The following is a 23,268-nucleotide window of genomic DNA, read 5'->3' as shown; positions in this document are numbered from 1 at the left end:
CATGTCGCACTCGAGTCGCACCGCCGACGGGGCCGCCGACGCCGCCAGTGACATCGCTGGCGCACTGCGTCGGGCCTCGTTCGTCCACGTCGTCGCCCGCGCGAGCGGAGACGCAGTCGCTGCCGCAGGGCTAGTCGCGAGAGCGCTGGGCGACGTGGGGACGCCGTTCCAGGTGAGCGTCGGCCGGACGGTCGACGCGCGCACGGAGCGGGTGGCCCGGGACGAGCGAGACGCCGAGACGACCGCGCTGGTCGTCGGGTCGTCCGAGGCCGAGGCGTATCACCTCGACCCCGCGGACGAGCCGGCGAGCGTGGCCGCGTGGCGGCTTGCTGGCGACCTCGGTGGCGCGCCGGATTCGGTGCTGGCACTGGCCGGCGCCGTCGCGGCGGGCGTGACGCCCGGCGCGGGCGCGACCGAGCGACTCGTGGAGGCGGCCGAGACGAGCGGGCGACTGGTCCGCCGTCCCGGCGTGGCGATACCGACCGACGACGTGGCAGACGGCCTGGCAGCCTCGACGCTGGTGCACGCGCCCTTCTCGGGCGAGCGTGCAGTCGCAGACGAGCTGGTTGCCGACCTCGACATCGCGGACGAGCCGCAGGTAGACGACGATGCGCGGCGCACGCTGGCGTCGCTGGTCGCGGTCGAGACGGTCGGTGCGGACGACGCCACGACGCGGGCCGGGGACGTCCTCGAACGGGCGGTCCGGCCCTACACCACGCCCGACGGTCGGTTCGCCACGGTCGGCGGCCTCGCGGACGTGCTCGACTGTGCGGCAGTGGGCGCCCCCGGTACGGGCGTGGCGCTGGCGCTCGGGCACGACGTGCGCGAGGGCGCGCTGGACGCGTGGCGCGAGACGGCCCACGCGGCCCACGAGGCCGTCCGCGAGGCGACGACGCACCGCTACGACGGCGTGTTCGTCGCCCGCGTGGACGAGGCGCCGGTGCAGGTCGCGGCCCGACTGGTCCGTGACTTCCGGTCGCCGGAGCCGGTCGCGCTGGTCGTCGGTGACGACGAGGCAGCCGCCGCAGCCGTGGACGACCGCGACCTCGCGGGCGTCGTGGCGCGGACGGTGACCCAGACCGGCGGGTCGGCCGACGGTACGTCACGGACCGCCTACGCGACCTTCGAGTGCGAGACCAAGCAGTTCATCACCGCCTTCAGGGAGGCACTATGACACGACGCGCGACGATCCGGACCGAGCACGACCGCCCCGAACTGGTGGCGGCCGCGATCCGCCCGGACAACACCGCAGAGATGGAGACACACGTCGAGGAGGGCGCCGTCGTCACCCGCATCGAGCGGGAGACGACCGGGGGCCTGCACTCGACGGTCGACGACTACGTCGTGAACGTCGACGTCGCGTCACGAGTGGCACAGCACGCAGAGCAACAGACCACACACAAATCATGAGCGAACGATCCGTTTCCCGCAAGAAACAAGAGAAGCGGTGGTACACGCTCCACGCCCCCGAGATGTTCGACCGGGCGGAGCTCGGTACCACACCCGCAGATGAACCGGAGAAGGTGCTCGACCGCACCATCGAAACCACCCTCGGTGACCTCACCGACAACGCGAGCGAGAACAACACGAAGCTCAAGTTCAAGGTGACCGACGTCGGCAGCGACGCCGCGTACACCGAGTTCGTCCAGCACGAGCTGACGCGTGACTACCTCCGTAGTCTCGTCCGCCGTGGCGCGTCCAAGATCGACGCCCACATCACCGTGCTGACGAAGGACGACTACCGCGTCCAGATCCAGCCCGTCGCGTTCACCACGAAGAAGGCCGACCACAGCCAGGAGCGCGCCATCCGCAAGACGATGATCCAGATCGTCCGCGAGGCCGCCCGCGAGCACACCTTCGAGGACGTCATCGACTCCGTCGTCGAGGGTCGACTCAGCTCGGCCATCTACGGCGAGGCGAAGACCATCTACCCGCTCCGCCGGGTGGAGATCCAGAAGGCGACCCTCGAGGCCCACCCCGAAGAGGTGGCCGCCGAGGAGGAGGCTGCCGTCGACGTCGACGAGGAGGACGTCGCAGTCGAGGCCGAGGAGGCCGAGGCTGCCGACGAAGACGAGGAGTAAGTCGCGACGCGAGTCGCCGACGGATTATTTTTCGACGACGATACGACCGACCATCCCGCCACGCTCGTGCGGGACGCAGACGTAGTTGTACGTCCCGGGAACCTCGAACGTGTGCGAGTAGGACCCGCCGGAGGGGATGGCGCCGCCGCGCTTGCCGAACCAGGCGTCCCGTGCCGCTTCCTCGGAGTCGAAGCCACCGGAGGCGAAGTACGCGGCGTCCTCGGGGATGGCGTTCCCGTAGGCGGTGACGGTGTGGGCCTTGCTGGAGGTGTTCTTCCACGTGACGGTGTCGCCGACGCTGACGGTGTACTCGTCGGGCAGGAACGCGCTCGCGCCCATGCCGACGTCACAGCCCTCAGCGCAGTTGAGCCGCGAGGTGGAACCGACGGCGAGACAGCCGGCGAGCCCGGCCAGTGTCGAGCCACTCACCGCGGCGAGGAACGTGCGGCGGTTCATGGTGGGGGCTTGGGAACTCCGCAATATATGCGCCGCGGTCCGCGCTCGGCGAGCCGGCGGCGAACCCCCGGCAATCGTCGCCGGCGCCCGGAGACCGAAAGAGCGTAAAACCGGGCCAGCCAACCGGGGTGATATGTTGCCACGGTTCGTCGGCCGCCTGAGTCTCGCCGACGTGGTGACGACTGCGAACGCGTCGCTCGGGTTCGTCGCGGTCGTCGTCGCGTTCCAGGACGTGGAACTGGCGGCGAGACTCGTCCTGCTCGCGGGTATCGCGGACGGGCTCGACGGCGTGGTCGCGCGCTACTCCGGCGGGTCGAAGGTCGGCCCGTACCTCGACTCGCTGGCGGACGTGGCCTCGTTCTCGGTCGCGCCCGCGGTGCTGGTGTACGCGACGGCGTCGGCGACCTGGACGGTCTCGTTCGACGCGCTCACCGCGCGGGCGGTCGCGGCGATGGTCCTCCCCGCCCTGTTCGTGGCGATGGGCGTCGTCCGCCTCGGGATGTACACCGCCTACGACACGGCCGACGAGTACACCGAGGGCGTCCCGACGACGCTCGCGGCGACCATCCTCTCGGCCGCCGTGCTCTGTGGCATCACCTCGGCCGCGCTCTTGCTGGCGGCCACCGGCGCGTTCGTCTACCTGATGGTCTCGACGGTCCGGTACCCGGACCTGCTCGCCCGCGACGCCCTGCTGATGGGCGTCGTCCACGGGCTCGCGGTGCTCTTCCCCTACTTCTACGGCCGGACGTTCCCCTGGGCCATCCTCACGCTGGCGCTCGCGTACCTGCTCGCGGGACCCTGGTTCTACTGGCGCGGGGGGCGCGTGCTGGCGAAGTGGTATGGAAACGCTTAGGAACACGCTGGCCCGAGTTGCCCGCATGAACGTGACGGCAACGGGGGCCAATCATGAGTGAGAACGAATCCGATGCCGATGCCGACGCCCAGTCCGAGTCCGAGGACGTGAGTGTCGAGTCGCTGGAGGAGCGACTGGACGCGATCGCCGCGGACCTCGAAGATGCCGAGACCGAAGCCGACCTCGACGACGTCGAGAGCGACCTCGACGCTGTCGCGGCCGACCTCGAGGACGCCGACCTCCCCGAACCGGAGGACGACGACGAGGACGACCCGGCCGAGGAGCTCGACTCCCGCATCTCGGACCTGCGCGACGACCTCGAGGAGGCGCGCGGCCCGTACGCCGAGGAGGTCGTCGAGGACATCGAGGAGGCGACGTCCACCATCGAGGACACCCGCTGGACCGAGACCGGCGAGGACGAGGTCGTCGACGCGGTCGAGTCCTTCCTCGCGACCGACGAACTCGACGTGAGCGCCTCGGTGAGCGAGGTCGACGAGGCCGCCGACGCGCTCTCGGAGGCCGTCGACGCGGTCGAGTCCCAGAACCTCGACCCCGACGAGGACGCCGAGACCATCGCGGCCCTGCTCGAGGCCAGCCAGACGCTGCTGGACGACCTCGAGGCGGCAGAGGAGTGGGACGACCTCTCCGTGCGCGAGCAGCTCGACTTCCACGGCTTCTACGACGTGCTCGACCACCGCAAGGACTTCCCGCCCGAGTGGCACGCCATCAAGGTGTTCGAGCGCGAGATGGAGGCCGAGAAGATCCTCATCGGGCTCGATATGTTCGATTCCGACTTCATGGAGGAGCACTGCATGGAGGCACTCGAACGCCTCGGCCCGGAGGAGGCACTCGACGCCATGCAGCAGAAGGCCCAGCGCCGCGACAAGATGGCCATCTCGGTCCTCGGCAAGATCGGCTCCGAGGAGCCCGTCGAGATGCTGCTGGACTACGTCGACGCCGACTCCGACCCGGCGCTCCAGAAGGTGACGTTCAAGGCGCTCGGCGAGATCGGCGCCGAGGACGCGGTCCAGCCCCTCGCGAACAAACTCGCCGTCGAGAACGAGATCATCCGGTCGCGCGCCGCCCGCTCGCTCGGCCTCATCGGTGACACCCGGGCCGTCGAGCCGCTCGCGGACGTCCTCGAGGAGGACGAGGACGACACCGTCCGCGCCAGCGCCGCCTGGGCGCTGAACCAGATCGGGACCGAGGACGCGCTCGAGGCCGTCTCCGGCTACAGCGACGACCGTTCGTTCCTCGTGCAGGACGAGGCCGAGAAGGCCGCCGTCGTCGAGGACGAGCCCGAGACCGCCGCGTAAGCGACCCCCACTTTCCGACCTTTCTTATACCAGCGAGCGGCCAGCATCGGCGTGCTCCGGTCGCTCGCGCTGCTCGCGCTCGTCTGTACCGCGCTGGTAGCACCGGCTCTCGGCGCGGCCGGAGCTGGCGGCCCGCAGTCGGCCGCAGTCGGGTCCCCGGCTCCAGAGACCGCCACGGCGCCACCGGAGAACCAGACCGGTCCCCGCATCGTCGCGGTCGCGCCGAACCCCGCAGCCGCGGGCGACCACGGCGAGTACGTCGTGGTCGCGTTCCCCGACCGCACGGACCTCTCCGGGTGGACGCTCGGTGACGACGAGGAGACGGCGCGGCTCCCGAACGTGACCGTCTCGGGTCGCGTCGCACTCACCGCCGAACCGGCCGCGCTCCGCGACGACGTGGCCGACCGGGTCGTGGCGGTTCCCGACTTCCCCGCGCTCGCGAACGGCGGCGAAAGCGTCGTCCTCGCCGACGCGGACCGCGTCGTCGCCCGGTTCACGTACGAGCGCGCGCCGGAGGCCGAGGCGTGGACCGGCGACCGCTGGGTGCCCTACGGCGCGACCGACTTCGCGCCCGCCACCAGCGGCCCGACGACCGTCCGGGCCTTCGTCACGCCGGACTCACGGGTGCCACTCGACGCGATACACGACGCCGAGGAGCGGGTCCTCCTCGCCGGCTACACCTTCACGTCGGCCCGGGTGACCGACGCGCTCGTGGCCGCCGCCGAGCGAGGTGTGACCGTCCGGGTGCTGGTCGACGGCGCACCGGTCGGGGGCGTCAGCGAGCACCAGGTCGCGCGACTGGACCGGCTCGTCCGCGCCGGCGTCGCGGTCCGCGTCCTCGACGGCCCCCGCGCCCGCTACGACTTCCACCACGCGAAGTACGCGGTCGCCGACGACCGGGCGCTCGTGCTCACGGAGAACTGGAAGCCCTCGGGCACGGGCGGGCGGGCCAACCGCGGCTGGGGCGTCTCCCTCCGCGAGGGGCCGACCGACGCGCTGGCAAGGGTGTTCGCGGCGGACTGGGCGGCCCACGACGCGCTCCCCTGGCGGTCGGTCCGGGGCGACGTGGACCCGGTCCTCCCGGACCCGGCGACCGGCGACTACCCCTCGCGCATCGACGCGCGGACCGTGCCGGTCGAGCGCGTCACCGTCCTCGTCGCACCGGACAACGCCGAGTCACGGCTCACCCACCTCGTCCGCACCGCGAACCACTCGGTCCGGGTCGAGCAGATGGCGGTCGGGAGCGTCGAGACACCGCTGGTCCGGGCCGCCATCGCGGCCGCCCGGAACGGCACCCGGGTCCGCATCCTGCTGAGCAGCGCGTGGTACGCCGAGGAGGAGAACGCCCGCGTCGCGGCCCAGCTCGACCGACTCGCCGCCCGCGAGGGGCTCGACCTCGACGCGAAGCTCGTCGACCCCGACGGTCGGTTCGCGAAGGTCCACGCGAAGGGCGTGGTCGTGGACCGCCGCCACGTCGTCGTCGGGAGCGTCAACTGGAACAGCCACTCCCTGCGGGAGAACCGCGAGGTCGCGGTCGTCCTCACCGGCGACGAGGTGGGCGCCTACTACGCGGACGCCTTCGACGCCGACTGGTCGACGAACCGGGACGTTCCATCCGTCCTGCTGGTCGCCGCGGCGGTCGCGGCCGGGGGCGTCGCGGTGGTCCTGTACCGGCGGGTCAGGTTCGAGACAGGTAACGACTGCGTCAAGCCGCCGCGGGACCTCTGAAGAGCTATGAGCACCGCGGCTGCCCGCGACTTCGCGGTCCTCCACGAGGTCGCACAGACCGTCTCCGCCGCCGACACGCTCGACGACGCACTCGCGTCGACCGTCGAGATCGTCTGCCAGCACACCGACTGGCGCTACGCCGAGGTGTGGCGACAGGTGGACGGCCGCCTCGAACTGGGCCCCACGTGGTACCAGCCGGACCGCCGGTTGCGACGCTTCCACCGGGACTCGCGGGACCGCACCTACGAACGTGGCGAGGGACTGCCGGGTCGGGTCTGGGAGACACAGGAGCCGGAATGGATCAGGGACGTGGCTGCCGTCTCCTCGGCACGGTTCCACAGGCGGGGCGCCGCCGTGGCCGCGGGGTTCCACGCTGCACTCGGCGTCCCCATCGTCGACCAGGAGACCGTCGTCGCCGTCCTCGTGTTCCTGCTCGACGAACCGCGTCGCCGGACCGAGCGCATGGTCGCCCTCGTCGGGACCGTCGCCATCCTCGGTGGCCTGTTCGCCCAGAAGGAGCGGTTCGAGGCGGCGGCGCGGCGACAGCAGACCATCGCCAGGTGCTTCGAGGCGAGCCCGGTCGGCATCGTCATCTTCGACACCGACGGCACGCTGGTCGACCTGAACGACCAGGCCGCGTCCATCCTCGGCCAGACGGCGCAGTCGCTCGCCGGGACGCACTGCACCGAACTCGGCCTCGACCCGGTGGACGCGGAGGGAGAATCACTGGCGCGACCCGCGCTCCCGGTGGAACGGGCGATCGAGGAGGACAGGTGCATCTACGGCGTCCAGTGTGGCATCACCACGCCGACGGGGGAGCGATGGGTCGTCGCCAACGCGGCACCGGTCCGGGACGAATCGGGCCGGGTCGAACAGGTCGTCGTCGCCATCGAGGACCTGACGAGCCAGCACGTCTGGGAGCAGGAGATCGCCCGGCAGAACGAGCGACTCTCGCGGTTCGCCGGCGCCGTCTCCCACGACCTCCGCAACCCGCTGTCGACCGCGCGGACCTCGCTCCTGCTCGCGAAGGGCGAGTGCGACAGCCCACACCTCGACCGCATCGAGGGGGCCCTCGGCCGGATGGACGCCATCATCGACGACGTGCTCTCGCTGGCGCGCGGCGGGAGGGCCGTGGTCGATCCATCGTCGGTCTCGCTGGAGGCCGTCACCCGGGCGGCCTGGGCCTCGACGGTGAACGCCGACGACGCGACCCTCTCGGTGGCCGAGGACAGGACGCTGCTTGCGGACGAGGAACGGCTCCAGCGACTGCTCGAGAACCTCTTCCGGAACGCCGTCGAGCACGCGGGCCCGGACGTGACGGTCCGTGTCGGGGCGATGGATGGTGGGTTCTTCGTCGAGGACGACGGCCCCGGTATCCCCGAGGGAAAGCGCGAGAAGGCCTTCCAGCCCGGGTACACGACTCGACAGTCGGGGACCGGCTTCGGGCTCGCACTCGTCGACGAGATCGCCTGCGCCCACGACTGGTCCGTCACGCTCACCGACGCGGCGACCGGCGGGGCCCGGTTCGAGTTCACCGTCGAGTGACGACCCGGCCCGAACACGCCAAGCCCGTGGCCCCCGTCTCTACGACTATGTCTACCGGGACGAACAGCGTCGGGAACTACGAGCTCCTCCACGAGGTCGCCCAGGCGGTCGCGAGTGCCGACTCGTTCGAGGCCGCGCTGGCGGACACCGTCGCGCTCGTATGTCGCTCGACCGCCTGGATGTACGGTGAGGTGTGGACCGTCGATGCCGACCGCGACGAACTCGTCCCGAGCGACGTCTGGTACGGGTCGGGCGACGCGGTGGCGGCCTTCCGGCGGGTCACCGAGCAGACGACGTTCCCGGCCACGGTCGGCCTGCCGGGGCGGGTGTGGGCCACCGGCGAGGTCGAGTGGATCCCCGACGTCTCCGACACCTCCCCGGAGTTCTTCATCCGCGCGACCGCGGCCCAGGACGCCGGGCTCAAGGCCGCCGTCGGCGTCCCCATCGTGGACCTCGACGAGGTCATCGCCGTCCTCGTCTTCTTCACGGGTGAACCGAAACCGACCGACGAGCGCTGGGTCCGGCTCGTCTCGACCATCGGCATCCTCGGGGGGCTCTACGCCCGCAAGGAGCGCGTCGCCGAGCTCGCCGAGCAGGCGGAGGAACTCGAAGAGCGCATCGAGGCCAGCCCGGTCGGCGTCGTCGTGTTCGACCCGGAGAAGCGCGTGGTCGACGTGAACGCGCAGGCGACCCAGATACTGGGCCTCGCCGAGGCGGACCTGCGCGAGACGGGGTACGACGAACGCCGACTCGAGTACCTCGACAGCGAGGGCCACCCGGTCGAACAGGACGAGATGCCGGTCGCGCGGGTCCTCGAGACCGGGTCGCCAGTCCGGGGGAGCCAGCTGGGCCTCGCGACGCCGCAGGGGGACCGCTGGCTCCTGGTCAACGCCGCCCCCGTGACCGACGACCGTGGCGTGGTCGAGGAGGTGGTCGTCGTCATCGAGGACATGACCAGCCGGCACAGCTGGGAGGAGGAGATCGAACGCCAGAACGAGCGGCTCTCGCAGTTCGCCAGCGCCGTCTCCCACGACCTCCGCAACCCGCTGTCGACGGCCGCGACCGCGCTGGCACTCGCCCGGGAGGACCCGTCGGACCGGAACTTCGACATGGTCGAGCGCGCCCTCGGCCGGATGGACGCCATCATCGACGACGTCCTCCAGCTCGCCCGGGAGGGACGGACCGTCATCTCGCCGACCGCGGTCTCGCTGGCCGCGATGGCCGGGCAGGCGTGGGAGTCGATCCAGCCGCCCGACGCCACCCTCGAGGTCGTCGGCGACCTGACCGTCGTCGCGGACCCGGACCGCCTCCAGCGCCTGCTCGAGAACCTCTTTCGCAACAGCATCGAACACGGCGGGCCCGCGGTCACGGTGCGTATCGGCGCGACCGCGGACGGCTTCTTCGTCGAGGACGACGGTCCCGGCATCCCGGCCGCGGAGCGCGACACCGTGTTCGAGCTGGGCTACACGACCGGCGACTCCGGTACCGGCTTCGGCCTCGCCATCGTCCGGGAGATCGTCAACGCACACGACTGGGAGATCTGCGTGACCGGAAACGACGCGGGCGGGGCTCGCTTCGAGGTGACGGTCGGGTAGGAGAGATCGAGAGAACAGCAGCGAATCGCAGGCGGTCGCTCAGTCGTCCGAGAGCGCCGACATGGAGGAGACGTCCTCGTCGATGTCGGCCTCGGCCATCTTCTCGACCAGCGCGTCGATGACCTCCTCGCGCCGGCCCTTCACGAACTTGATGGAGCCGACGACGAGGTGGCCTCCGCCGGAGACGCCGCCGCCGACGATCTCCTCGTCGAGTTCGGTGACCATCCGCGGGATGTCGAGGCGGACGCCGTCGGAGCGCAGGACGGCGAAGTCCGGCCCGTACCCGATGGTGATGACGGGGTCGCCCGTCTCCTGGACCTTGCGGTCGTGGATCTCGCCCGTCGTCTTCCCCGGTGCGGGGTAGGTGAAGCGGTGGGCGTAGTTCTCCACGTCGATGCGGTAGAGGTGTGCGCCGTTGTCGAGGTTCTCGTGCTCGAGGTGGGGCATCGCCGCGTCGAGCTGGTCCTCGACCTCGTCGCGGGCGCGCCCGGCGAGGAAGTCGACCAGTTCCTCGTGGCGGTCGCGGTCGTCACAGGCGACGTTGAGCACGTCGTCGATGAGGTGGCGGCCGGAGTCGTAGCGCAGCCAGTGGGCGACGTAGTCCAGCGCCTCGCTGATGTCGCGCAGGTCGTCCTCGTCGTAGCCCTCCTCGGCGGCGAGGTCGAGGTAGTCCTCCATGACCTCGGCCTTCGAGCGGTCCGCGAGGCCCGCGACGGCGGGCACGTGGCGGATCTCCTCGGTCATGTCGGGGTAGATCATCCGGGCGAGTTCGACGCACATCATGCCGGTCGTGATGCGGTAGTCCTCGCCGTAGGTGTACGGGTTGACGTGGGCCGAGAGGAGCGGTTCGACGGCCTCGGGGTCCGGGTGGTGGTGGTCGACCGCGACGATGGGGATGTCGTAGTGCGCGAGCGTCTCGTACGCCGGCACGTCCTCCTCGGTCGACCCGTTGTCGAGCATGAGGACGAGCGGGAGCTTCTGGCCGTGCTTCGCGCGGTCCTCGAGCGCGTAGTTCAGGTCGCGGGTGGCGTCCTCCATCTCGTAGAAGGGCGCCTTCGAGGGGAGGCGCTTGAACAGGTGACGGGGCGCCTCGGGGTCCTCGTGGACCTCGGCGATGAAGCGCTCGATGGCCTTCTGGACCGGCACGGAGGCGCACATCCCGTCGCCGTCGGCGTGGTGGCGGACGCGGATGGGGCGGCCCTCGATGACGGTCTTTCGCAGCAGGCGGGCGACCTCGCGGAGGTCGTCGCGGAGCTTCTCGAACGCGTCCCACTCGACGAGTGGCTCGACCTCGTGGGGTTCGGCCCACGTCTCGAGCGCGTCGTCGAGGCGGGTCTGGACCTGCTCGGCCTCCTCGCCCTCGAGCTGGGTCAGGCTCCCGACCTCGAGCTGGGTCGTGCCCTCGCGGGTCTCGACGATGCCGGTGACGCGGACCACGTCGTCGACCGCGACGTCGGGGTAGGCCCGGACGCCGGCGGACTCGAACGCGGCCGCCGGGACGACGCCGTGTGCGTCCCGGACCTGGAAGATGGTCGGGCCGCCGGTCTGCTTGATCTGCGTGACGACGCCCTCGACGTGGACCTGTTCGCCGAGGCTCGCGTCGAGCGCGGTGGTCGCCGTCGGACGGTACTCGTGGCTGACGGGCTGGACGACGAAGTCCTCGAGGTCGACGGTCTCGAAGGACATGTCGCCGTCCTCGCGGACGTTCTCGAGCTCGACGACGAGCTCGTCACCGACCGCGTAGGTGCCGCTGAGTTTGGACTCGTGGACGAGTCCGGAGACCGAATCAGAGAGGTCGACGAAGACGCCGTATTCGACGATACCGTTGACGGTCGCGAGGTAGGGGGTCTCCTCCTCGACGTCCTCGACGGTACAATCGGGAGCGAGGTCGTACACGACGGTGTCGCCCCCGTCGTCGTCGGCGGCGTCGCCGACAGAGTCGGATGTCATCGTTACGGGTTCGTTTGCAACGACCGGGTATAACGCTTGTCAAGACGAACGAGGGTTTCGGAACGTTTAGCACCGACGAGGCGCGAGAGTCGGGCATGGGACTGTTCGACCGGTTCTTCAGACGCAAGGCGGTCGTGGGCATCGCCCGCGACACCATCGAGTTCGCGCTGGAGGCCGCGGAGGACACCCACCCGAACGAGTACATGGGCATGCTCCGGGGGACCGACGCCCGGAAACTGGGCCTCGACATGGACGGCCACGTCGTCACCGACGTGCTCGTCATCCCGGGCACCACCTCCAACCCGGTGAGTGCGACGCTCGACTCCAACATGATTCCGAACGACATGCGCGCACTCGGGAGCATCCACTCCCACCCCAACGGCGTCCTCCGGCCGAGCGACGCGGACCTCGCGACGTTCGGGCAGGGGACCGCCCACATCATCATGGGGGCGCCCTACCGCGAGGGCGACTGGCGGGCGTTCGACCAGGAGGGCGAGCCACGCGACCTCCCGGTGCTGGACGTCGACCTGCCCGACCCGGAATCCTTCTTCGACTTCACGCAAGCGGACATCGACGCGGAACTGCGAGATTGATATGACAGGGAACACCACGACCGTCATCGCACAGGGCACCTTCGACATCCTGCATCCCGGCCACGTCCACTACCTCTCCGAGGCGGCGGCGATGGGGGACGAACTCCACGTCATCATCGCCCGCCGCGAGAACGTGACCCACAAGGCGAAACCCATCCTCCCCGACCGCCAGCGCCGCGACATGGTCGACGCGTTCGAGATGGTGACGGAGGCGCACCTCGGCGACACCGAGGACATCTTCGTCCCCATCGAGCGCATCGACCCCGACTACATCGTCCTCGGCCACGACCAGCACCACGACGAGGCCGCCATCGCCGACGCCCTGGCGACCCGCGGCATCGACTGCGAGGTGCGGCGGGCCTCTGCCCGCGAGAAGCGCTACGACGACGAACTGCTCTCGACGGGGCGTATCATCGACCGGATTCTCGAACAGCGCACCTGAGCGACCGCCGATTCTGTCCCTGCCCTGCCCACGTTTCCCGAGAAGCCACCGGCTCGGCGAGTCGAGGTCGAGAGAACGTTCAGAAGAGGGTCGATTCCTGCCTACAGGTAGCCGGCGTCAGCCAGCCGCTCGACGCCCTCGCGCAGGCGCTCCTCGCTGGCCGCGTAGGAGAGCCGCGCGTAGCCCGGCGTGCCGAAGGCACTGCCCGGGACGGTGGCGACGTGAGCGTCCTCGATGGCCCCCTCGCACCACGCGGTGTCGTCTTCATCGACGGGCAGCATCATGTAGAACGCGCCGTCCGGGACGGCCACGTCGACGCCGTGTTCGGCGAACAGGTCGACGAGCAGGTCGCGGCGCTCCTCGAAGGCGTCGCGCATCTCGGCGACGGCCTCGTCGGTGTTCCGGAGCGCCTCGACGCCCGCGTGCTGGACGAAGTTCGTCGCACAGGAGACGGAGTGGCTGTGGAGCTTGCCCGCCTCGCTGACGAGTTCCTCGGGGGCGGCGAAGTAGCCCAGGCGCCAGCCGGTCATCGAGTAGGCCTTGGAGAAGCCGTTGACCGTGATGGTGCGGTCTTCCATGCCCTCGAGCGTGCCCAGGCTCGTCATCTCGACGCCGTAGGTGATCTCCTTGTAGATCTCGTCGGAGATGACCGCGAAGTCGTGTTCGACGGCGAGGTCGCGCACGCCCTCGAGTGCGGCGTCGGAGTAGACCGCGCCGGTCGGGTTCGACGGCGAGTTCACGACGAGGAGTTCGGTGTCGTCGCTGACGGCGTCGGCGAGGTCGTCGAGTGCCGGTTCGAGCTGGAAGTCCGCATCCGAGAGGTCGACGCGGTTCAGCGAGCCGCCGGCCATCTTCACCATCGCCTCGTAGGACACCCACGCCGGGTCGAGGAGGACGACCTCGTCGCCGTCGTCGATGAGGGCCTGGATGACCTCGTACAGCGCCTGCTTGGCGCCCGGGGTCACGATGATGTTCTCCGAGCCGTACTGTTCGAGGCCGTCGCCGTGGAGCTTCTCCACGATGGCCTCCTTGAGGTCCGGGATACCATTCGAGGACGTGTAGCCGGTGTGGCCGGCTTCCATGGCGTCCTCGGCGGCCTGCACGATGTTCTCCGGCGTCGGGAAGTCCGGCGCGCCGACGCTCAGGTCCACCACGTCCACGCCGTCGGCCTCCAGCGCCGACGCCTTGTTCGAGATGGCCAGGGTTGCGGACGGTTCGACTCTCGTTACGCGGTCTGCGAATTCCATGCTCATAGTCGTTCTACCAGTTTGACAGCACCCTCGACGGCCGATTCCGCGTTCTCGACGCGTTCGTACGCCTCGGCCGCGCTCATCCCCGGACCGATGATGCCGAGCGTGACGGGCTTGTCCCGCTCCAGGCTCACGTCGGTCAACTTCTGGGCCGTCGCGTGCCCGATGACCTGGTCGTGGTCGGTGTCGCCGGTGACGATGGCACCGAGGACCGCGACCGCGTCCACGTCGTCGCGGCGGGCCAGACGGTCCGCCGCGAGCGGCGAATCGTACGCACCCGGGACGTACACCGTCTCGACGATGTCAGCACCGGCCGACGCGGCCGCCTCGCGGGCGGCCTCCTCCATCTGCTCCGTGACGGGCGCGTTGAACTCCGCGACCACCAGTCCGAGCGAGGTCATACCTGTGGGGTGGCAAGGGTGCATGAAAGTTCTACCGTTACAGTCGATACTGGTCGGGTTCGCCGGTTCCCGGGGACGGGTCGACTACTCGACGGGGAAGCGCAGGATGGCCCCGACACCGCCGGCGTCGGCGAGCCGGTCGTGCCCGTCGGCCTCGTCGGGGACGACGACGAACTCGCCTCCCTGCTCGACGGTCCGGCGCTCCACGAGTCGGCGTGTCTCCGCGGCCATCGAGTCGACGGCGAGGACGGTCTCGGCGGCCTCGTATTCGAGTGCCTCGTCGATGCCTTCCTCCCCGACGACGGCCGCCTCGTCGCTCTCGAGGGCGGCGAAGAGCCGGTCCAGTCGCGTCTCGACTCGCTCGCGTTCGGTGGCCTCTCGGCGGTCGTGGGTCTTCGCGGCCAGTTCTTCGAGGCCGGCCTCGGTCGCCTCACCGACAGCGACGGCGTCGGCCAGTACGCGCTCCTGGAGGCGATGGTCGAGGTACTCCTGCTCGAGGAACTCGGTCGCGGTGACGCTGGACCCGCCGACGAACAGCCCCACGACGGGGTCGGCGTCTGGCTCGCCGGGCGCGGCCTCGGCTCGGAAGTCGTCGTCGGGGTCCTCGTCCATGAGGACGACACCGGCGCGCTCGGCGACGGACTCGAAGAAGTCGCGTCGCACCTCCTCGCGGTCCTCGAGGCTGCCCTCCATGGGGTTGTCCTCGGTGGTGTCGCTCTCCATGGTGGTGACGTGCTCGACCGAGTCGCCGGCCGTCCGGCCGATGGCCGCCTTCCCGTGTTCGACGACGAGCAGGCCGTACGTCTCGGTGTCGGTGGTGACCCCGAGGGGCTCGACGTCGAACGCCGCGTCGCGCTCCAGCGTGGCGCCGGAGACGGGGGCGGTGAGGTCGTCGAAGGTGTGGATCACGGTGTCGCCGTCGACGATGCCCGCGTAGACCGCGAGGCCGTTCGACGGCGTCTCGTCGTAGTCGTCGAGGACGTGCCGGGTCGCCTCGAGCGCCTCCCGGGTGGGCTCGCTGACCGCGTCGCGGTCGAGCTGTTCGGCCTCGGTGTGGGCCTCCTCGATGCGCCTGCGAGCTTCCCCGATGGGTGTTCCTGGGCGGACGGCGAACGAGACGAGTCGCTGCTCGTCGACGTCCGTGGTCGATACCGCTGCCAGCCGGTCGTGGATGTCGTCTGCTGTGGACATGGATTGCGTCCAGAACGTCGTCACCGGGATTTCGGCTCCCCGAGGGGAGGGGCTTCGGCTTGCGAGTGCAGCGTCGGGGTCGTCCGTGGATGCGACCCGTCGAGTCCAGGCCGCCGGCTCACGGCAGGACGCCCGCCACCAGCCACCCGACCGCGACCGCAGCCAGCGACAGCACCAGGGTCCCGACCGCGTTCGACGTCGCCGCCCGCCGTTGTCCCGAGTCCCACCGGTCCACGGTCTCGAAGCCGAAACTGGAGAACGTGGTGAAGGCGCCACACGCACCGGTCCCGACGAACAGCGCCACGTCGCCGCCCGCGCCGGCGAAGGTCACCAGCCCGAGGACGAAGCTCCCGAGGACGTTCACCGTCAGGGTCGCCCGCGGCACCGGGTCGCCCTCGCGCTTGAGGCGTGTGTACACCCAGTGGCGCAGCACCGCCCCGAAAGCGCCCCCGACCCCGACCAGATACGCGGGTGCAACGTCTACCATCAGGCATCCACCTCCGCGGCGAACGAAAGGGCGAGCCAGCGGCCGATCACGACCCCGGCGAAGCCCAGTGCGTAGTTCGCACCGACGTTGGCGAGGGCGAGCAGGGGCGCACTCGTCGCGGTCTGGACCGCGAAGGTGCTGTAGGTGGTGAACGAGGAGAGGAAGCCGGTGCCGATTGCGACCCGGAGCTGGCGGGAGAAGACGCCGACGTGGACCTCCTCGTAGAGGACGAACCCCAGCAGGACGCAGCCACAGACGTTGGCAACGAGGGTGCCGACCAGTCCCGTCGGGAGGCCAGACAGGCCCTGGTCGACGACGAACCGGGCGTTCGCCCCGGCGAAACCACCCAGCGCGACGAGCGCGAGCGTCTCGACGGTCGCGAGTGGGTGGTCGTCGGTCATCGGCCCGGAATCCAGCGCGGGCGCACTAAAACCCGCCGAGTTCGGTCGGAATCCGGCTACGCGTCGGTCGTCGCCGTCGCCGTCGACTGCGCCTGTTCGATGGCCGCGAGCACGTCGTCGGCCGCGGCAAGGCCGGTGTGGCGCCAGGCATCCTCGCCCGCCCCGGCACCGGGCGGGAAGACCAGCATCGTCGGCAGCCCGCGCACGTCGTGGCTCCGGGCGGTCTCGCCACTGGCGTCGATGGCGACCGGCCAGGTGCCCTCGTACTCGGTCCAGAACGCCGCGACGGTGTCGCGGTCGGTCTCAGCCGTGATGGAGAGGACGAACACGTCCTCGCCGACCACCTCGCGGACGGACCGGAGTTCCGCCATCTGGGGCTTGCACGGCGCACACCACGTCGCGAAGAAGTCGAGGACGACGACCTGCTCGGGCGGGTGGACCGGGACGACGCCGCCGGGCGAGCCACCCACGTCGAGGGCGTCGAGTTCGCCCGGGCCGGGGCCGCCGCCGGTGCCGCCGAGACTTCCCAGACAGCCCGCCAGCCCGGCCAGCCCGGTGGCACCCGCGGTGAGCAGTCGGCGTCTGGAGGCGCGCATAGGTGGCGGTACGACGGAGCCCACCATCTTCTCTCTGGGTGTGTGAGTCGGTGACGCACGACCGCGAGAGGTCTTTGCCCGTGCTCCCGTCACTCCCTGCATGGAGCGACGACGCTTCCTCGAACGGCTGGGTACGGCCGGGCTCGCCGGCGCCGGGTTCGCGGGGAGCGTCGGCCTCGCGGGCTGTCTCCAGCTGGGCGCACAGGAGGCGGGCGTCTCGACCGGCCCGGCACCTGCCGGCCCGGGGCGGCCGAGTGCGGCCGACCTGCCGGTCCCGAAGTCCGACCTCGTCCGGGGGGCACTGAAGGACGCCATCCCGGCCATCACGGAACCCGCCTTCGCCGACGACTGGGCCGGCATCCGGTTCGAGGCCCGCACCGAGTTCGGCGAGGTGCTGCCCATCGAGCCGCGACTCCACCCGAAGGACGAGGTCATCGGCCTCGCAGTCGACGGGGTCGCGCGGGCGTACCCCCTGCGGGTCATGCGCTGGCACGAGATCGTCAACGATGTGGTCACGGACGACCCGCTGGCCGTCACCTTCTGTCCCCTCTGCGGGTCGAGCGTGGTCGCCGAGCGCGAGGTGGCGGGCGAGGCGACGGTCTTCGGCGTCTCGGGCTGGCTCTGGCACTCGGACCTGGTGATGTACGACGAGGCGACCGAGAGCCTCTGGAGCCAGGTCATCGCGACCGCCATCCGGGGACCGCGGACCGGCGACGAGTTGCCGCTGCGGCCGGCCACCCGGACGACCCTCGAACAGTGGCGCGCGGCCCACCCCGACACCGAGGTCCTCCTCCCGGCGCCCGAGTCGCTGACGGTGAAGGGTGCGGTCACGCGGGACGTGAACCGCGACCCCTACGCCGGCTACGAGTACTCGGCGGTCATCGGGCTGGAGAACACCGACTTCGACGACGACCGGCTGCACCCGAAGGCGCTGGTCATCGGCGTCGTCGCGGGCGACGTGACGCGAGCGTATCCACTCTCGCACGTCGCCGACGCGGGCATCGTGCAGGACGTGGTCGGCGGGCTCCCGGTCGTCGTCGCCGCGACCGACGACGGCACCCTGGTCGCCTACGACCGCCGACTCGACGGCGAGACGCTGCGGTTCAGGCAGGGGCCGACCGGCGACCTCCGGGCCGGTGGCTCGCGCTGGACCCTCGCGTCCGGGCGGGCCATCGACGGTCCGTTCGAGGGGCGGACGCTGGCGTCGGCGACGCCCTACCCGCCGATGTTCTGGTTCGCGTGGGCCTCCTTCGCGCCCGAGACGGGGGTGTACGGATGACCCGACGGGCTGGCTCGGGGGCGCCCCACTCTCGCCGCCGGGTGCTCGCCGCGCTGGCGACCGGGGTCGCTGGTAGCATCGCGGGCTGTGCAGGGTTCGGGGCCGGTGGCGAACCTGACATGGGGACCACGACCCGAGACGAGACGCGGACGCCCGGCCCCTACACCGACCTCTCGCTGGCCGAACAGGGCTTCCCCGCGACCATCTGCTCGGAAGAGGTGATTCCCGCTGCCCTCGCCGAGATAGACGACCCCGCGTACGCGAGCGACTGGGGCGACCACGAGATTCCGGCCCAGTACGGCCCCGACCGCACCATCGGCGACTCACGGACCGTCGTCGGGCTGGAACACGACGGGGAGGCGCGGGCCTACCCGCTCTCGATACTCTGGTACCACGAGGTCGTCGACGACTGGCTCGGGGACCTGCCCGTGCTGGTCACGTACTGCCCCATCTGCACGTCCGGGCTCGTCGCGGACCGACGCGTCGGCGGGCGGGCCGAGGCGACCAACTTCCAGGCGACCGGCCTGCTCTGGCGCCCGCCCGGCGTCCAGACCGGCGCCGCCGAGGACGCCGGCAGAGCCTGGGCTGCGTCGGTGAACGACAGCTCGCCGGACCAGCGGGTGCGGGTCGCCGGCAACCTCGTACTGGCCGACGACGCGACCGGCAGCTACTGGAGTCAGTTGCTCGGGGAGGCCATCTGCGGGCCCCTCGGCGGAGAGCGGCTCGATATCGTCCCGTCGACGATAACGGACTGGCGGACGTGGCGGCGAGAACAGCCGGAGACGACGGTGGTGCTCCCCCCACCGCACTCGGGGACCAGGTCGCCGTCGGGCGGCGGCGACGCGAGTGCGAGACGTGAACCCGGAACGCGGTCCTAGAAGACGTACTCGTCCTCGTGGCCCATCATCCCGTCGTCCTCGAACCCACCGCCGGGTTCGTCGTCCTCGATGGGGCCACTCGTCTTGTAGGCCTTCAGCCCGGTCGACAGGAGGTCCTCGATGGCCTCTTCACGGTTCACGAACTCGCCACGCTCGACCATCTGGGTGATCTGCATCTCCAGGTGTTCCGGGATGTTGATCTCGACTTTCGGCATTTCTGGTAGGGGCTTCGGTGATGTTGTATTTAAGCCTGACGGGGAGATGTACTGGTCGCGCCGCGACCCCGGAATCCGCAAGAGGGCGAGGCCATCGACCTGTTCCGTCACGCCTACAATCCCGGAGGCCGGATAAACGAGCATGACTGTCCAAGACGTGACCGACCTGTACGAGGAGTTCGGGTCGGACCGCCTCCCCCCGGGCCAGCGCGAGACCTCGAAGTTCCCGGTGCTCTCCAAGAGCGGGACACCGCCGTTCGACCCCGAGACGTGGGAGTTCACCGTGACGGGCGCCGTCGAGGAGGAGCTCTCGTTCACCTGGGAGGAGTTCCAGGAGCTCCCGAGCGTGACCCAGCGACAGGACTTCCACTGCGTCACCGGCTGGTCGAAGTTCGACTGCGAGTTCACGGGCGTCACCTTCCCCACCCTCGCGGAGCTGGCCGGCGTCCAGGACGACGCCTGCCACGTCATGTTCGCCGGCATGGACGACTACACGACCGACCTGCCTCTGGAGCAGTGCATGCGCGAGGAGGTGCTGTTCGCGTGGGACTTCGACGGCGAGCCCCTCCCCCGCGACCACGGCGGCCCGCTCCGGGTCGTCACCCCGCACCGCTACGCCTACAAGGGCGCGAAGTGGGTCGACGGCGTCGAGTTCCTCACCGAACCCGAGCGCGGCTACTGGGAGCTTCGCGGGTACTCCGACAGCGCGAACCCCTGGAACGAGGAGCGCTACAGTTAAATCCGGGACCTGTTTCGGATGGACACCTTTTAGCAGACGTGTTCCTGAGTCTACGGCAATGGAACGAGCGCGTAGCGAGGGTACGGTGACGGCACCGGCGGTCGGGAGCGAGGGTGTGCTCGTCAGCCGGAGCCGTCCCATCGACGACGTCTCCTATCGGGCGTTCCTCGCCTCACGCGAGCCGCCCCGCCTCCACTGGGCCAACTTCGAGGGCCTCGAACTGGCCGGTGCGGGGGCCGCGGCCCGGCTGACCGCGAGCGGGCCGGACCGCTTCGAGCGCATCCGCGCGAGCGCCCAGACCCTCTTCGACGACGCCGACTGCACGAACGCGGACGCGCCGCGCCCCCGGCTGGTCGGGGGGTTCGCCTTCAGTGACGACCACGAACCGACCGAGACCTGGGCCGGCTTCGGCGCGGCCGAGTTCCTCCTCCCGGAGGTCCAGCTCACCCGCACCGACGACGGCACCTGGCTGACCGTGAACCGCTACGGGCGACACGTCGACCCGACCAGCGTCGAGGCCCAGCTGGACCGGGCCGCCGACGCGGTCGCCGACCTGCCCGCGATGCGACCCCGCGGCGGGACCCCCGGCGTCGTCTCGACCCGGCGGACCACGACCAAGGACGTCTGGACCGACCAGGTCGCCGACGCCGTCGACCGCATCAACGCGGGCGACCTCCGGAAGGTCGTCCTCGGCTGCGCGCTGGAGGTCGACCTCGCCGCAGAGGTGGACCTGCCGGACGTGCTCGAACGCCTGCGCCGCACCTACCCGAACTGCTATCGCTTCCTCGTCCAGCCCACCGACGAGGCCGGCTTCCTCGGGGCACCCCCGGAACGCCTCGTCAAGAAGTCCGGGCGACAGGTCCTGACCGAGGCACTGGCCGGGTCCGTCGGCCGTGGCGGCACGCCCGAGGCCGACGAGACCCTCGCGCAGTCGCTCGTGGACTCCGAGAAGATACAGCACGAACAGCGCCTCGTCGTGGACACCATCATGACCCAGCTCGAACCCCTCGGCGACGTGACCGAGGGCGAGCAGACGGTGCGCAAACTGAACAACATCCAGCACCTCCAGACGCCCATCACCGCCGACCTCCACGAGGACGGCCACGTCCTCGACATCGTGGAGGCGCTGCACCCGACGCCCGCCGTCGGCGGGCTCCCGCCCGAGACCGCCGCCGAGACCATCCGCGAGGTCGAGACGTTCGACCGCGGCTGGTACGCCGCTCCCATCGGCTGGTTCGACGCTGACGGCGACGGGGAGTTCCTCGTCGGCATCCGGTCCGGCGTCGCCGGCGGCCGCCGGGCGACCCTGTTCGCCGGGAACGGCATCGTCGCCGACTCCGACCCGCAGGAGGAGTGGGACGAGATCCAGCTGAAGTACCGCCCGCTGCTCGACGAACTGGAATGACGGGCGACGATTCTGGGGACGACGCCCGCCCCGACGCCGAGTACCCGAACCGCAACACGCTGTGCGCCGAGACGCTGGTCGACGAGCTGGCGGAGGGCGGCCTGTCCGCGGTCTGCATCGCCCCCGGGAGCCGGTCGACACCCCTCACCGTCGCCTTCGCGAACCACGACGACGTGCAGGTGTTCTCCCACCTCGACGAGCGCTCGGCGGCCTTCTTCGCGCTCGGGCGCGGCCGCCGGACCGGCGAACCCACAGCACTCGTCTGTACCTCCGGGACCGCCGCGGCGAACTTCCACCCGGCGGTCATCGAGGCCAGCCAGGCGCGGGTGCCCCTGCTCGTCCTCACCGCCGACCGCCCGCCGGAACTCCGCGACTCGGGTGCGAACCAGACCATCGACCAGGAGAAGCTCTACGGGGATTCGGTCCGGTGGTACCGCGACCTGCCCGAGCCGGAGCCGACCCCGCGGAAGCTCAGGCGCCTCCGGACCGACGCGGCCAGGGCGCTGGCCGAGAGCGAGGGCACCCCGATGGGACCGGTCCACCTCAACTGCCCGTTCCGGAAGCCGCTGGAGCCGGTCGACGTGCCCGGCGACGTGCCGGCCGACTGGGACGAGGGCGACACGCGAGCCTCGGCCGGCCGCGAATCCGGCCCCTACGTCGCCCGGAGACAGGGGCGCCCGACGCTCTCGGACGGCGACCTCACCGCACTCGCACGGGCGGTCGACGACGCCGCGACGGGCCTTATCCTCGCCGGCCCGGCCGACCCGGCCGACCTGACGGACGCCGGCGTAGCTGGGGGCGCAACCGGCGCCGGCGACACCGCCGCCGCCATCGCCAGCCTCGCCCACGAGACGAACTTCCCCATCCTCGCGGACCCGCTCTCCGGCGTGCGGTTCGGCCCCCACGTCGGCGACGCCCCGGTGCTTGGCGGCTACGACGGCTACCTCCCGGCACAGGACATCGACCCCGACCTCGTGCTGCGGTTCGGCGCGTCGATGACCTCGAAACCAGTCCGGAAGGCGCTCGCCGACAGCGACGCGCGACAGGTGCTGGTCGACCCTGCCGGGGAGTGGCGCGACGCCGAGTTCGTCTGCTCGGACCTCGTCGTCGCCGACCCCGGCGAGACGGCGCGCGCCCTCGCCGGAGCGGTCGAGTCGCCGGGCGACCCGGCGTTCCGCGACGACCTGGTCGACACCGAATCGCGGTACTGGTCGCTCCTCTCGGACGAGATGGACCGCGATGCACTGGAGGGCGCGGTGCTGGAGACCGTCTTCGCCGCGGCACCCGACCCCGCCACCGTCTTCGTCTCGAACTCCATGCCCATCCGGGACGCCGACCGCTTCGGGCGTCCCCGCGAGGCCGCCCTCACCGTCCTCGCGAACCGCGGCGCGAGCGGCATCGACGGCGTGCTCTCGACCGGGCTGGGCGCCGGGTCGGCGACCGACGACGACCTCGTGGTCGTCACGGGCGACCTCGCGTACTACCACGACATGAACGGCCTGCTGGCGCTCGCACGCTGCGGCGTGGACGCCACCATCGTCTGTCTGAACAACGACGGCGGTGGCATCTTCCACCTGCTCCCCATCGAGGCGTTCGACCCGCCGTTCACCGAGCAGTTCAAGACGCCCCACGGCCTCGACTTCGAGCCGACCGGCGACCTGTACGACCTCGACTTCCGGCGGGTGGCGCCCGGCGAGTTCGCGTCGGCCTACACCGACGCCCTCGGCAGCGACGGGACGACCGTCGTGGAGGTCGACTTCGACGCCGAGACCAGCCACCGCGAGCGCGAGCGGGTCCGGGACGCGGTCGTGGCCCAGCTCTGACTCACGCCTCGAAACTGCCAGTCTACTTATCACGGTCCACCCGG

General features: G+C 70.7%; 24 protein-coding genes. 15 read left to right on the top strand and 9 right to left on the bottom strand.

Annotated elements, in window-relative coordinates; translation table 11 throughout:
* Position 1: 1 nt before the first annotated feature.
* Genes NOV86_RS00235 through NOV86_RS00225 form a run of 3 tightly spaced genes read left to right on the top strand, consistent with a single transcriptional unit; the run spans position 2 to position 2,081 of the window.
* The gene (locus NOV86_RS00235) at positions 2–1,174 is read left to right on the top strand and encodes an exonuclease RecJ (protein WP_267639204.1); all 1,173 of its coding nucleotides are present in this window, start codon (positions 2–4) and stop codon (positions 1,172–1,174) included.
* Positions 1,171–1,410 carry a KEOPS complex subunit Pcc1 gene (locus tag NOV86_RS00230; RefSeq protein WP_267639203.1) on the top strand — a complete coding sequence of 80 codons (240 nt, stop codon included), beginning with the start codon at positions 1,171–1,173 and terminating at the stop codon, positions 1,408–1,410. Before NOV86_RS00235 ends, NOV86_RS00230 begins: the two co-directional genes overlap by 4 nt.
* Positions 1,407–2,081 (top strand): 30S ribosomal protein S3ae, encoded by a 675-nt coding sequence (locus NOV86_RS00225; RefSeq protein WP_267639202.1) that lies wholly within the window; start codon positions 1,407–1,409, stop codon positions 2,079–2,081. Before NOV86_RS00230 ends, NOV86_RS00225 begins: the two co-directional genes overlap by 4 nt.
* 24 nt (positions 2,082–2,105) lie before the next feature.
* Here the strand turns inward: NOV86_RS00225 and NOV86_RS00220 are convergent, their stop codons facing one another.
* A complete protein-coding gene (locus NOV86_RS00220; protein ID WP_267639200.1) occupies positions 2,106–2,537 on the bottom strand; it encodes a plastocyanin/azurin family copper-binding protein in 432 nt (143 codons plus the stop codon).
* Positions 2,538–2,670: 133 nt separating this feature from the next.
* Here NOV86_RS00220 and NOV86_RS00215 point away from each other — a divergent pair, with 133 nt between their 5' ends.
* From NOV86_RS00215 to NOV86_RS00195, 5 genes are read left to right on the top strand one after another with little or no spacing between them, the layout of a single operon-like run.
* Positions 2,671–3,390, top strand: a complete 720-nt coding sequence (locus tag NOV86_RS00215) for a protein sorting system archaetidylserine synthase (RefSeq protein WP_267639199.1) — start codon at positions 2,671–2,673, stop codon at positions 3,388–3,390.
* A 53-nt stretch (positions 3,391–3,443) separates the two neighbouring features.
* On the top strand, positions 3,444–4,706 hold the full coding sequence (locus tag NOV86_RS00210; RefSeq protein ID WP_267639197.1) for a HEAT repeat domain-containing protein: 1,263 nt from the start codon (positions 3,444–3,446) through the stop codon (positions 4,704–4,706).
* Positions 4,707–4,757: 51 nt separating this feature from the next.
* Positions 4,758–6,434: a phospholipase D-like domain-containing protein gene (locus NOV86_RS00205; protein ID WP_267639196.1), complete on the top strand. Its 1,677-nt coding sequence runs from the start codon at positions 4,758–4,760 to the stop codon at positions 6,432–6,434.
* 6 nt (positions 6,435–6,440) lie between these two features.
* A complete protein-coding gene (locus NOV86_RS00200) occupies positions 6,441–7,979 on the top strand; it encodes an ATP-binding protein (RefSeq protein WP_267639195.1) in 1,539 nt (512 codons plus the stop codon).
* Between the two features lie 47 nt (positions 7,980–8,026).
* Positions 8,027–9,574 (top strand): sensor histidine kinase, encoded by a 1,548-nt coding sequence (locus NOV86_RS00195; RefSeq protein ID WP_267639194.1) that lies wholly within the window; start codon positions 8,027–8,029, stop codon positions 9,572–9,574.
* A gap of 39 nt (positions 9,575–9,613) precedes the next feature.
* On the opposite strand, the gene han is transcribed toward NOV86_RS00195, so the two are convergent.
* Complete coding sequence (han, locus tag NOV86_RS00190; protein ID WP_267639192.1) at positions 9,614–11,524, bottom strand: Hef-associated nuclease; 1,911 nt, start codon at positions 11,522–11,524, stop codon at positions 9,614–9,616.
* Positions 11,525–11,619: 95 nt separating this feature from the next.
* Between han and NOV86_RS00185 the strand changes: the two genes are divergently transcribed.
* Complete coding sequence (locus tag NOV86_RS00185) at positions 11,620–12,117, top strand: Mov34/MPN/PAD-1 family protein (protein ID WP_267639191.1); 498 nt, start codon at positions 11,620–11,622, stop codon at positions 12,115–12,117.
* Between the two features lies 1 nt (position 12,118).
* Complete coding sequence (locus NOV86_RS00180; protein ID WP_267639190.1) at positions 12,119–12,559, top strand: FAD synthase family protein; 441 nt, start codon at positions 12,119–12,121, stop codon at positions 12,557–12,559.
* A gap of 101 nt (positions 12,560–12,660) precedes the next feature.
* On the opposite strand, the gene NOV86_RS00175 is transcribed toward NOV86_RS00180, so the two are convergent.
* The 6 genes from NOV86_RS00175 to NOV86_RS00150 form a co-directional block, all read right to left on the bottom strand.
* Positions 12,661–13,812, bottom strand: a complete 1,152-nt coding sequence (locus NOV86_RS00175; protein ID WP_267639189.1) for a pyridoxal phosphate-dependent aminotransferase — start codon at positions 13,810–13,812, stop codon at positions 12,661–12,663.
* Positions 13,809–14,210 carry a 6,7-dimethyl-8-ribityllumazine synthase gene (ribH, locus tag NOV86_RS00170; RefSeq protein ID WP_267639188.1) on the bottom strand — a complete coding sequence of 134 codons (402 nt, stop codon included), beginning with the start codon at positions 14,208–14,210 and terminating at the stop codon, positions 13,809–13,811. The genes NOV86_RS00175 and ribH overlap by 4 nt, the downstream gene beginning before the upstream one ends.
* Positions 14,211–14,294: 84 nt before the next feature.
* The gene (locus NOV86_RS00165) at positions 14,295–15,401 is read right to left on the bottom strand and encodes a hypothetical protein (RefSeq protein ID WP_267639187.1); all 1,107 of its coding nucleotides are present in this window, start codon (positions 15,399–15,401) and stop codon (positions 14,295–14,297) included.
* Positions 15,402–15,519: 118 nt separating this feature from the next.
* Complete coding sequence (gene crcB, locus NOV86_RS00160) at positions 15,520–15,888, bottom strand: fluoride efflux transporter CrcB (RefSeq protein ID WP_267639186.1); 369 nt, start codon at positions 15,886–15,888, stop codon at positions 15,520–15,522.
* Positions 15,888–16,289, bottom strand: a complete 402-nt coding sequence (locus NOV86_RS00155; RefSeq protein WP_267639185.1) for a fluoride efflux transporter FluC — start codon at positions 16,287–16,289, stop codon at positions 15,888–15,890. The genes crcB and NOV86_RS00155 overlap by 1 nt, the downstream gene beginning before the upstream one ends.
* A gap of 56 nt (positions 16,290–16,345) precedes the next feature.
* Entirely contained in the window at positions 16,346–16,885 is a 540-nt protein-coding gene (locus NOV86_RS00150) for a TlpA family protein disulfide reductase (protein WP_267639184.1), read from the bottom strand.
* A 100-nt stretch (positions 16,886–16,985) separates the two neighbouring features.
* Between NOV86_RS00150 and NOV86_RS00145 the strand changes: the two genes are divergently transcribed.
* Together NOV86_RS00145 and NOV86_RS00140 are read left to right on the top strand one after the other, a co-directional pair.
* A complete protein-coding gene (locus tag NOV86_RS00145) occupies positions 16,986–18,164 on the top strand; it encodes a DUF3179 domain-containing protein (RefSeq protein WP_267639183.1) in 1,179 nt (392 codons plus the stop codon).
* On the top strand, positions 18,161–19,042 hold the full coding sequence (locus NOV86_RS00140; protein WP_267639182.1) for a DUF3179 domain-containing (seleno)protein: 882 nt from the start codon (positions 18,161–18,163) through the stop codon (positions 19,040–19,042). Before NOV86_RS00145 ends, NOV86_RS00140 begins: the two co-directional genes overlap by 4 nt.
* Here the strand turns inward: NOV86_RS00140 and NOV86_RS00135 are convergent.
* Positions 19,039–19,257 (bottom strand): ribbon-helix-helix domain-containing protein, encoded by a 219-nt coding sequence (locus NOV86_RS00135; RefSeq protein ID WP_267639181.1) that lies wholly within the window; start codon positions 19,255–19,257, stop codon positions 19,039–19,041. The two genes, NOV86_RS00140 and NOV86_RS00135, sit on opposite strands and share 4 nt — an antisense overlap.
* A 142-nt stretch (positions 19,258–19,399) precedes the next feature.
* Here NOV86_RS00135 and NOV86_RS00130 point away from each other — a divergent pair, with 142 nt between their 5' ends.
* Genes NOV86_RS00130 through menD form a run of 3 tightly spaced genes read left to right on the top strand, consistent with a single transcriptional unit; the run spans position 19,400 to position 23,224 of the window.
* Positions 19,400–19,996, top strand: a complete 597-nt coding sequence (locus tag NOV86_RS00130) for a sulfite oxidase-like oxidoreductase (protein ID WP_267639180.1) — start codon at positions 19,400–19,402, stop codon at positions 19,994–19,996.
* Positions 19,997–20,054: 58 nt separating this feature from the next.
* A complete protein-coding gene (locus NOV86_RS00125; protein WP_267639178.1) occupies positions 20,055–21,401 on the top strand; it encodes an isochorismate synthase in 1,347 nt (448 codons plus the stop codon).
* Complete coding sequence (menD, locus tag NOV86_RS00120; RefSeq protein ID WP_267639177.1) at positions 21,398–23,224, top strand: 2-succinyl-5-enolpyruvyl-6-hydroxy-3-cyclohexene-1-carboxylic-acid synthase; 1,827 nt, start codon at positions 21,398–21,400, stop codon at positions 23,222–23,224. The genes NOV86_RS00125 and menD overlap by 4 nt, the downstream gene beginning before the upstream one ends.
* Positions 23,225–23,268: the final 44 nt, after the last annotated feature.

The sequence above is a fragment of the Haloarchaeobius amylolyticus genome (genome assembly GCF_026616195.1).
GTDB lineage: Archaea > Halobacteriota > Halobacteria > Halobacteriales > Natrialbaceae > Haloarchaeobius > Haloarchaeobius amylolyticus.
The sequence above is the reverse complement of the archived record's forward strand: the minus strand, read 5'-3'. Positions and strand labels throughout refer to the sequence as shown.

Excerpts from the sequence above, each read along its gene's own strand:
- NOV86_RS00235 (WP_267639204.1), top strand. The coding sequence starts at position 2 with ATGTCGCACTCGAGTCGCACCGCCGACGGGGCCGCCGACGCCGCCAGT.
- NOV86_RS00230 (WP_267639203.1), top strand. The coding sequence starts at position 1,171 with ATGACACGACGCGCGACGATCCGGACCGAGCACGACCGCCCCGAACTG.
- NOV86_RS00225 (WP_267639202.1), top strand. The coding sequence starts at position 1,407 with ATGAGCGAACGATCCGTTTCCCGCAAGAAACAAGAGAAGCGGTGGTAC.
- NOV86_RS00220 (WP_267639200.1), bottom strand. The coding sequence starts at position 2,537 with ATGAACCGCCGCACGTTCCTCGCCGCGGTGAGTGGCTCGACACTGGCC.
- NOV86_RS00215 (WP_267639199.1), top strand. The coding sequence starts at position 2,671 with ATGTTGCCACGGTTCGTCGGCCGCCTGAGTCTCGCCGACGTGGTGACG.
- NOV86_RS00210 (WP_267639197.1), top strand. The coding sequence starts at position 3,444 with ATGAGTGAGAACGAATCCGATGCCGATGCCGACGCCCAGTCCGAGTCC.
- NOV86_RS00200 (WP_267639195.1), top strand. The coding sequence starts at position 6,441 with ATGAGCACCGCGGCTGCCCGCGACTTCGCGGTCCTCCACGAGGTCGCA.
- NOV86_RS00195 (WP_267639194.1), top strand. The coding sequence starts at position 8,027 with ATGTCTACCGGGACGAACAGCGTCGGGAACTACGAGCTCCTCCACGAG.
- han (WP_267639192.1), bottom strand. The coding sequence starts at position 11,524 with ATGACATCCGACTCTGTCGGCGACGCCGCCGACGACGACGGGGGCGAC.
- NOV86_RS00185 (WP_267639191.1), top strand. The coding sequence starts at position 11,620 with ATGGGACTGTTCGACCGGTTCTTCAGACGCAAGGCGGTCGTGGGCATC.
- NOV86_RS00180 (WP_267639190.1), top strand. The coding sequence starts at position 12,119 with ATGACAGGGAACACCACGACCGTCATCGCACAGGGCACCTTCGACATC.
- NOV86_RS00175 (WP_267639189.1), bottom strand. The coding sequence starts at position 13,812 with ATGAGCATGGAATTCGCAGACCGCGTAACGAGAGTCGAACCGTCCGCA.
- ribH (WP_267639188.1), bottom strand. The coding sequence starts at position 14,210 with ATGACCTCGCTCGGACTGGTGGTCGCGGAGTTCAACGCGCCCGTCACG.
- NOV86_RS00165 (WP_267639187.1), bottom strand. The coding sequence starts at position 15,401 with ATGTCCACAGCAGACGACATCCACGACCGGCTGGCAGCGGTATCGACC.
- crcB (WP_267639186.1), bottom strand. The coding sequence starts at position 15,888 with ATGGTAGACGTTGCACCCGCGTATCTGGTCGGGGTCGGGGGCGCTTTC.
- NOV86_RS00155 (WP_267639185.1), bottom strand. The coding sequence starts at position 16,289 with ATGACCGACGACCACCCACTCGCGACCGTCGAGACGCTCGCGCTCGTC.
- NOV86_RS00150 (WP_267639184.1), bottom strand. The coding sequence starts at position 16,885 with ATGCGCGCCTCCAGACGCCGACTGCTCACCGCGGGTGCCACCGGGCTG.
- NOV86_RS00145 (WP_267639183.1), top strand. The coding sequence starts at position 16,986 with ATGGAGCGACGACGCTTCCTCGAACGGCTGGGTACGGCCGGGCTCGCC.
- NOV86_RS00140 (WP_267639182.1), top strand. The coding sequence starts at position 18,161 with ATGACCCGACGGGCTGGCTCGGGGGCGCCCCACTCTCGCCGCCGGGTG.
- NOV86_RS00135 (WP_267639181.1), bottom strand. The coding sequence starts at position 19,257 with ATGCCGAAAGTCGAGATCAACATCCCGGAACACCTGGAGATGCAGATC.
- NOV86_RS00130 (WP_267639180.1), top strand. The coding sequence starts at position 19,400 with ATGACTGTCCAAGACGTGACCGACCTGTACGAGGAGTTCGGGTCGGAC.
- NOV86_RS00125 (WP_267639178.1), top strand. The coding sequence starts at position 20,055 with ATGGAACGAGCGCGTAGCGAGGGTACGGTGACGGCACCGGCGGTCGGG.
- menD (WP_267639177.1), top strand. The coding sequence starts at position 21,398 with ATGACGGGCGACGATTCTGGGGACGACGCCCGCCCCGACGCCGAGTAC.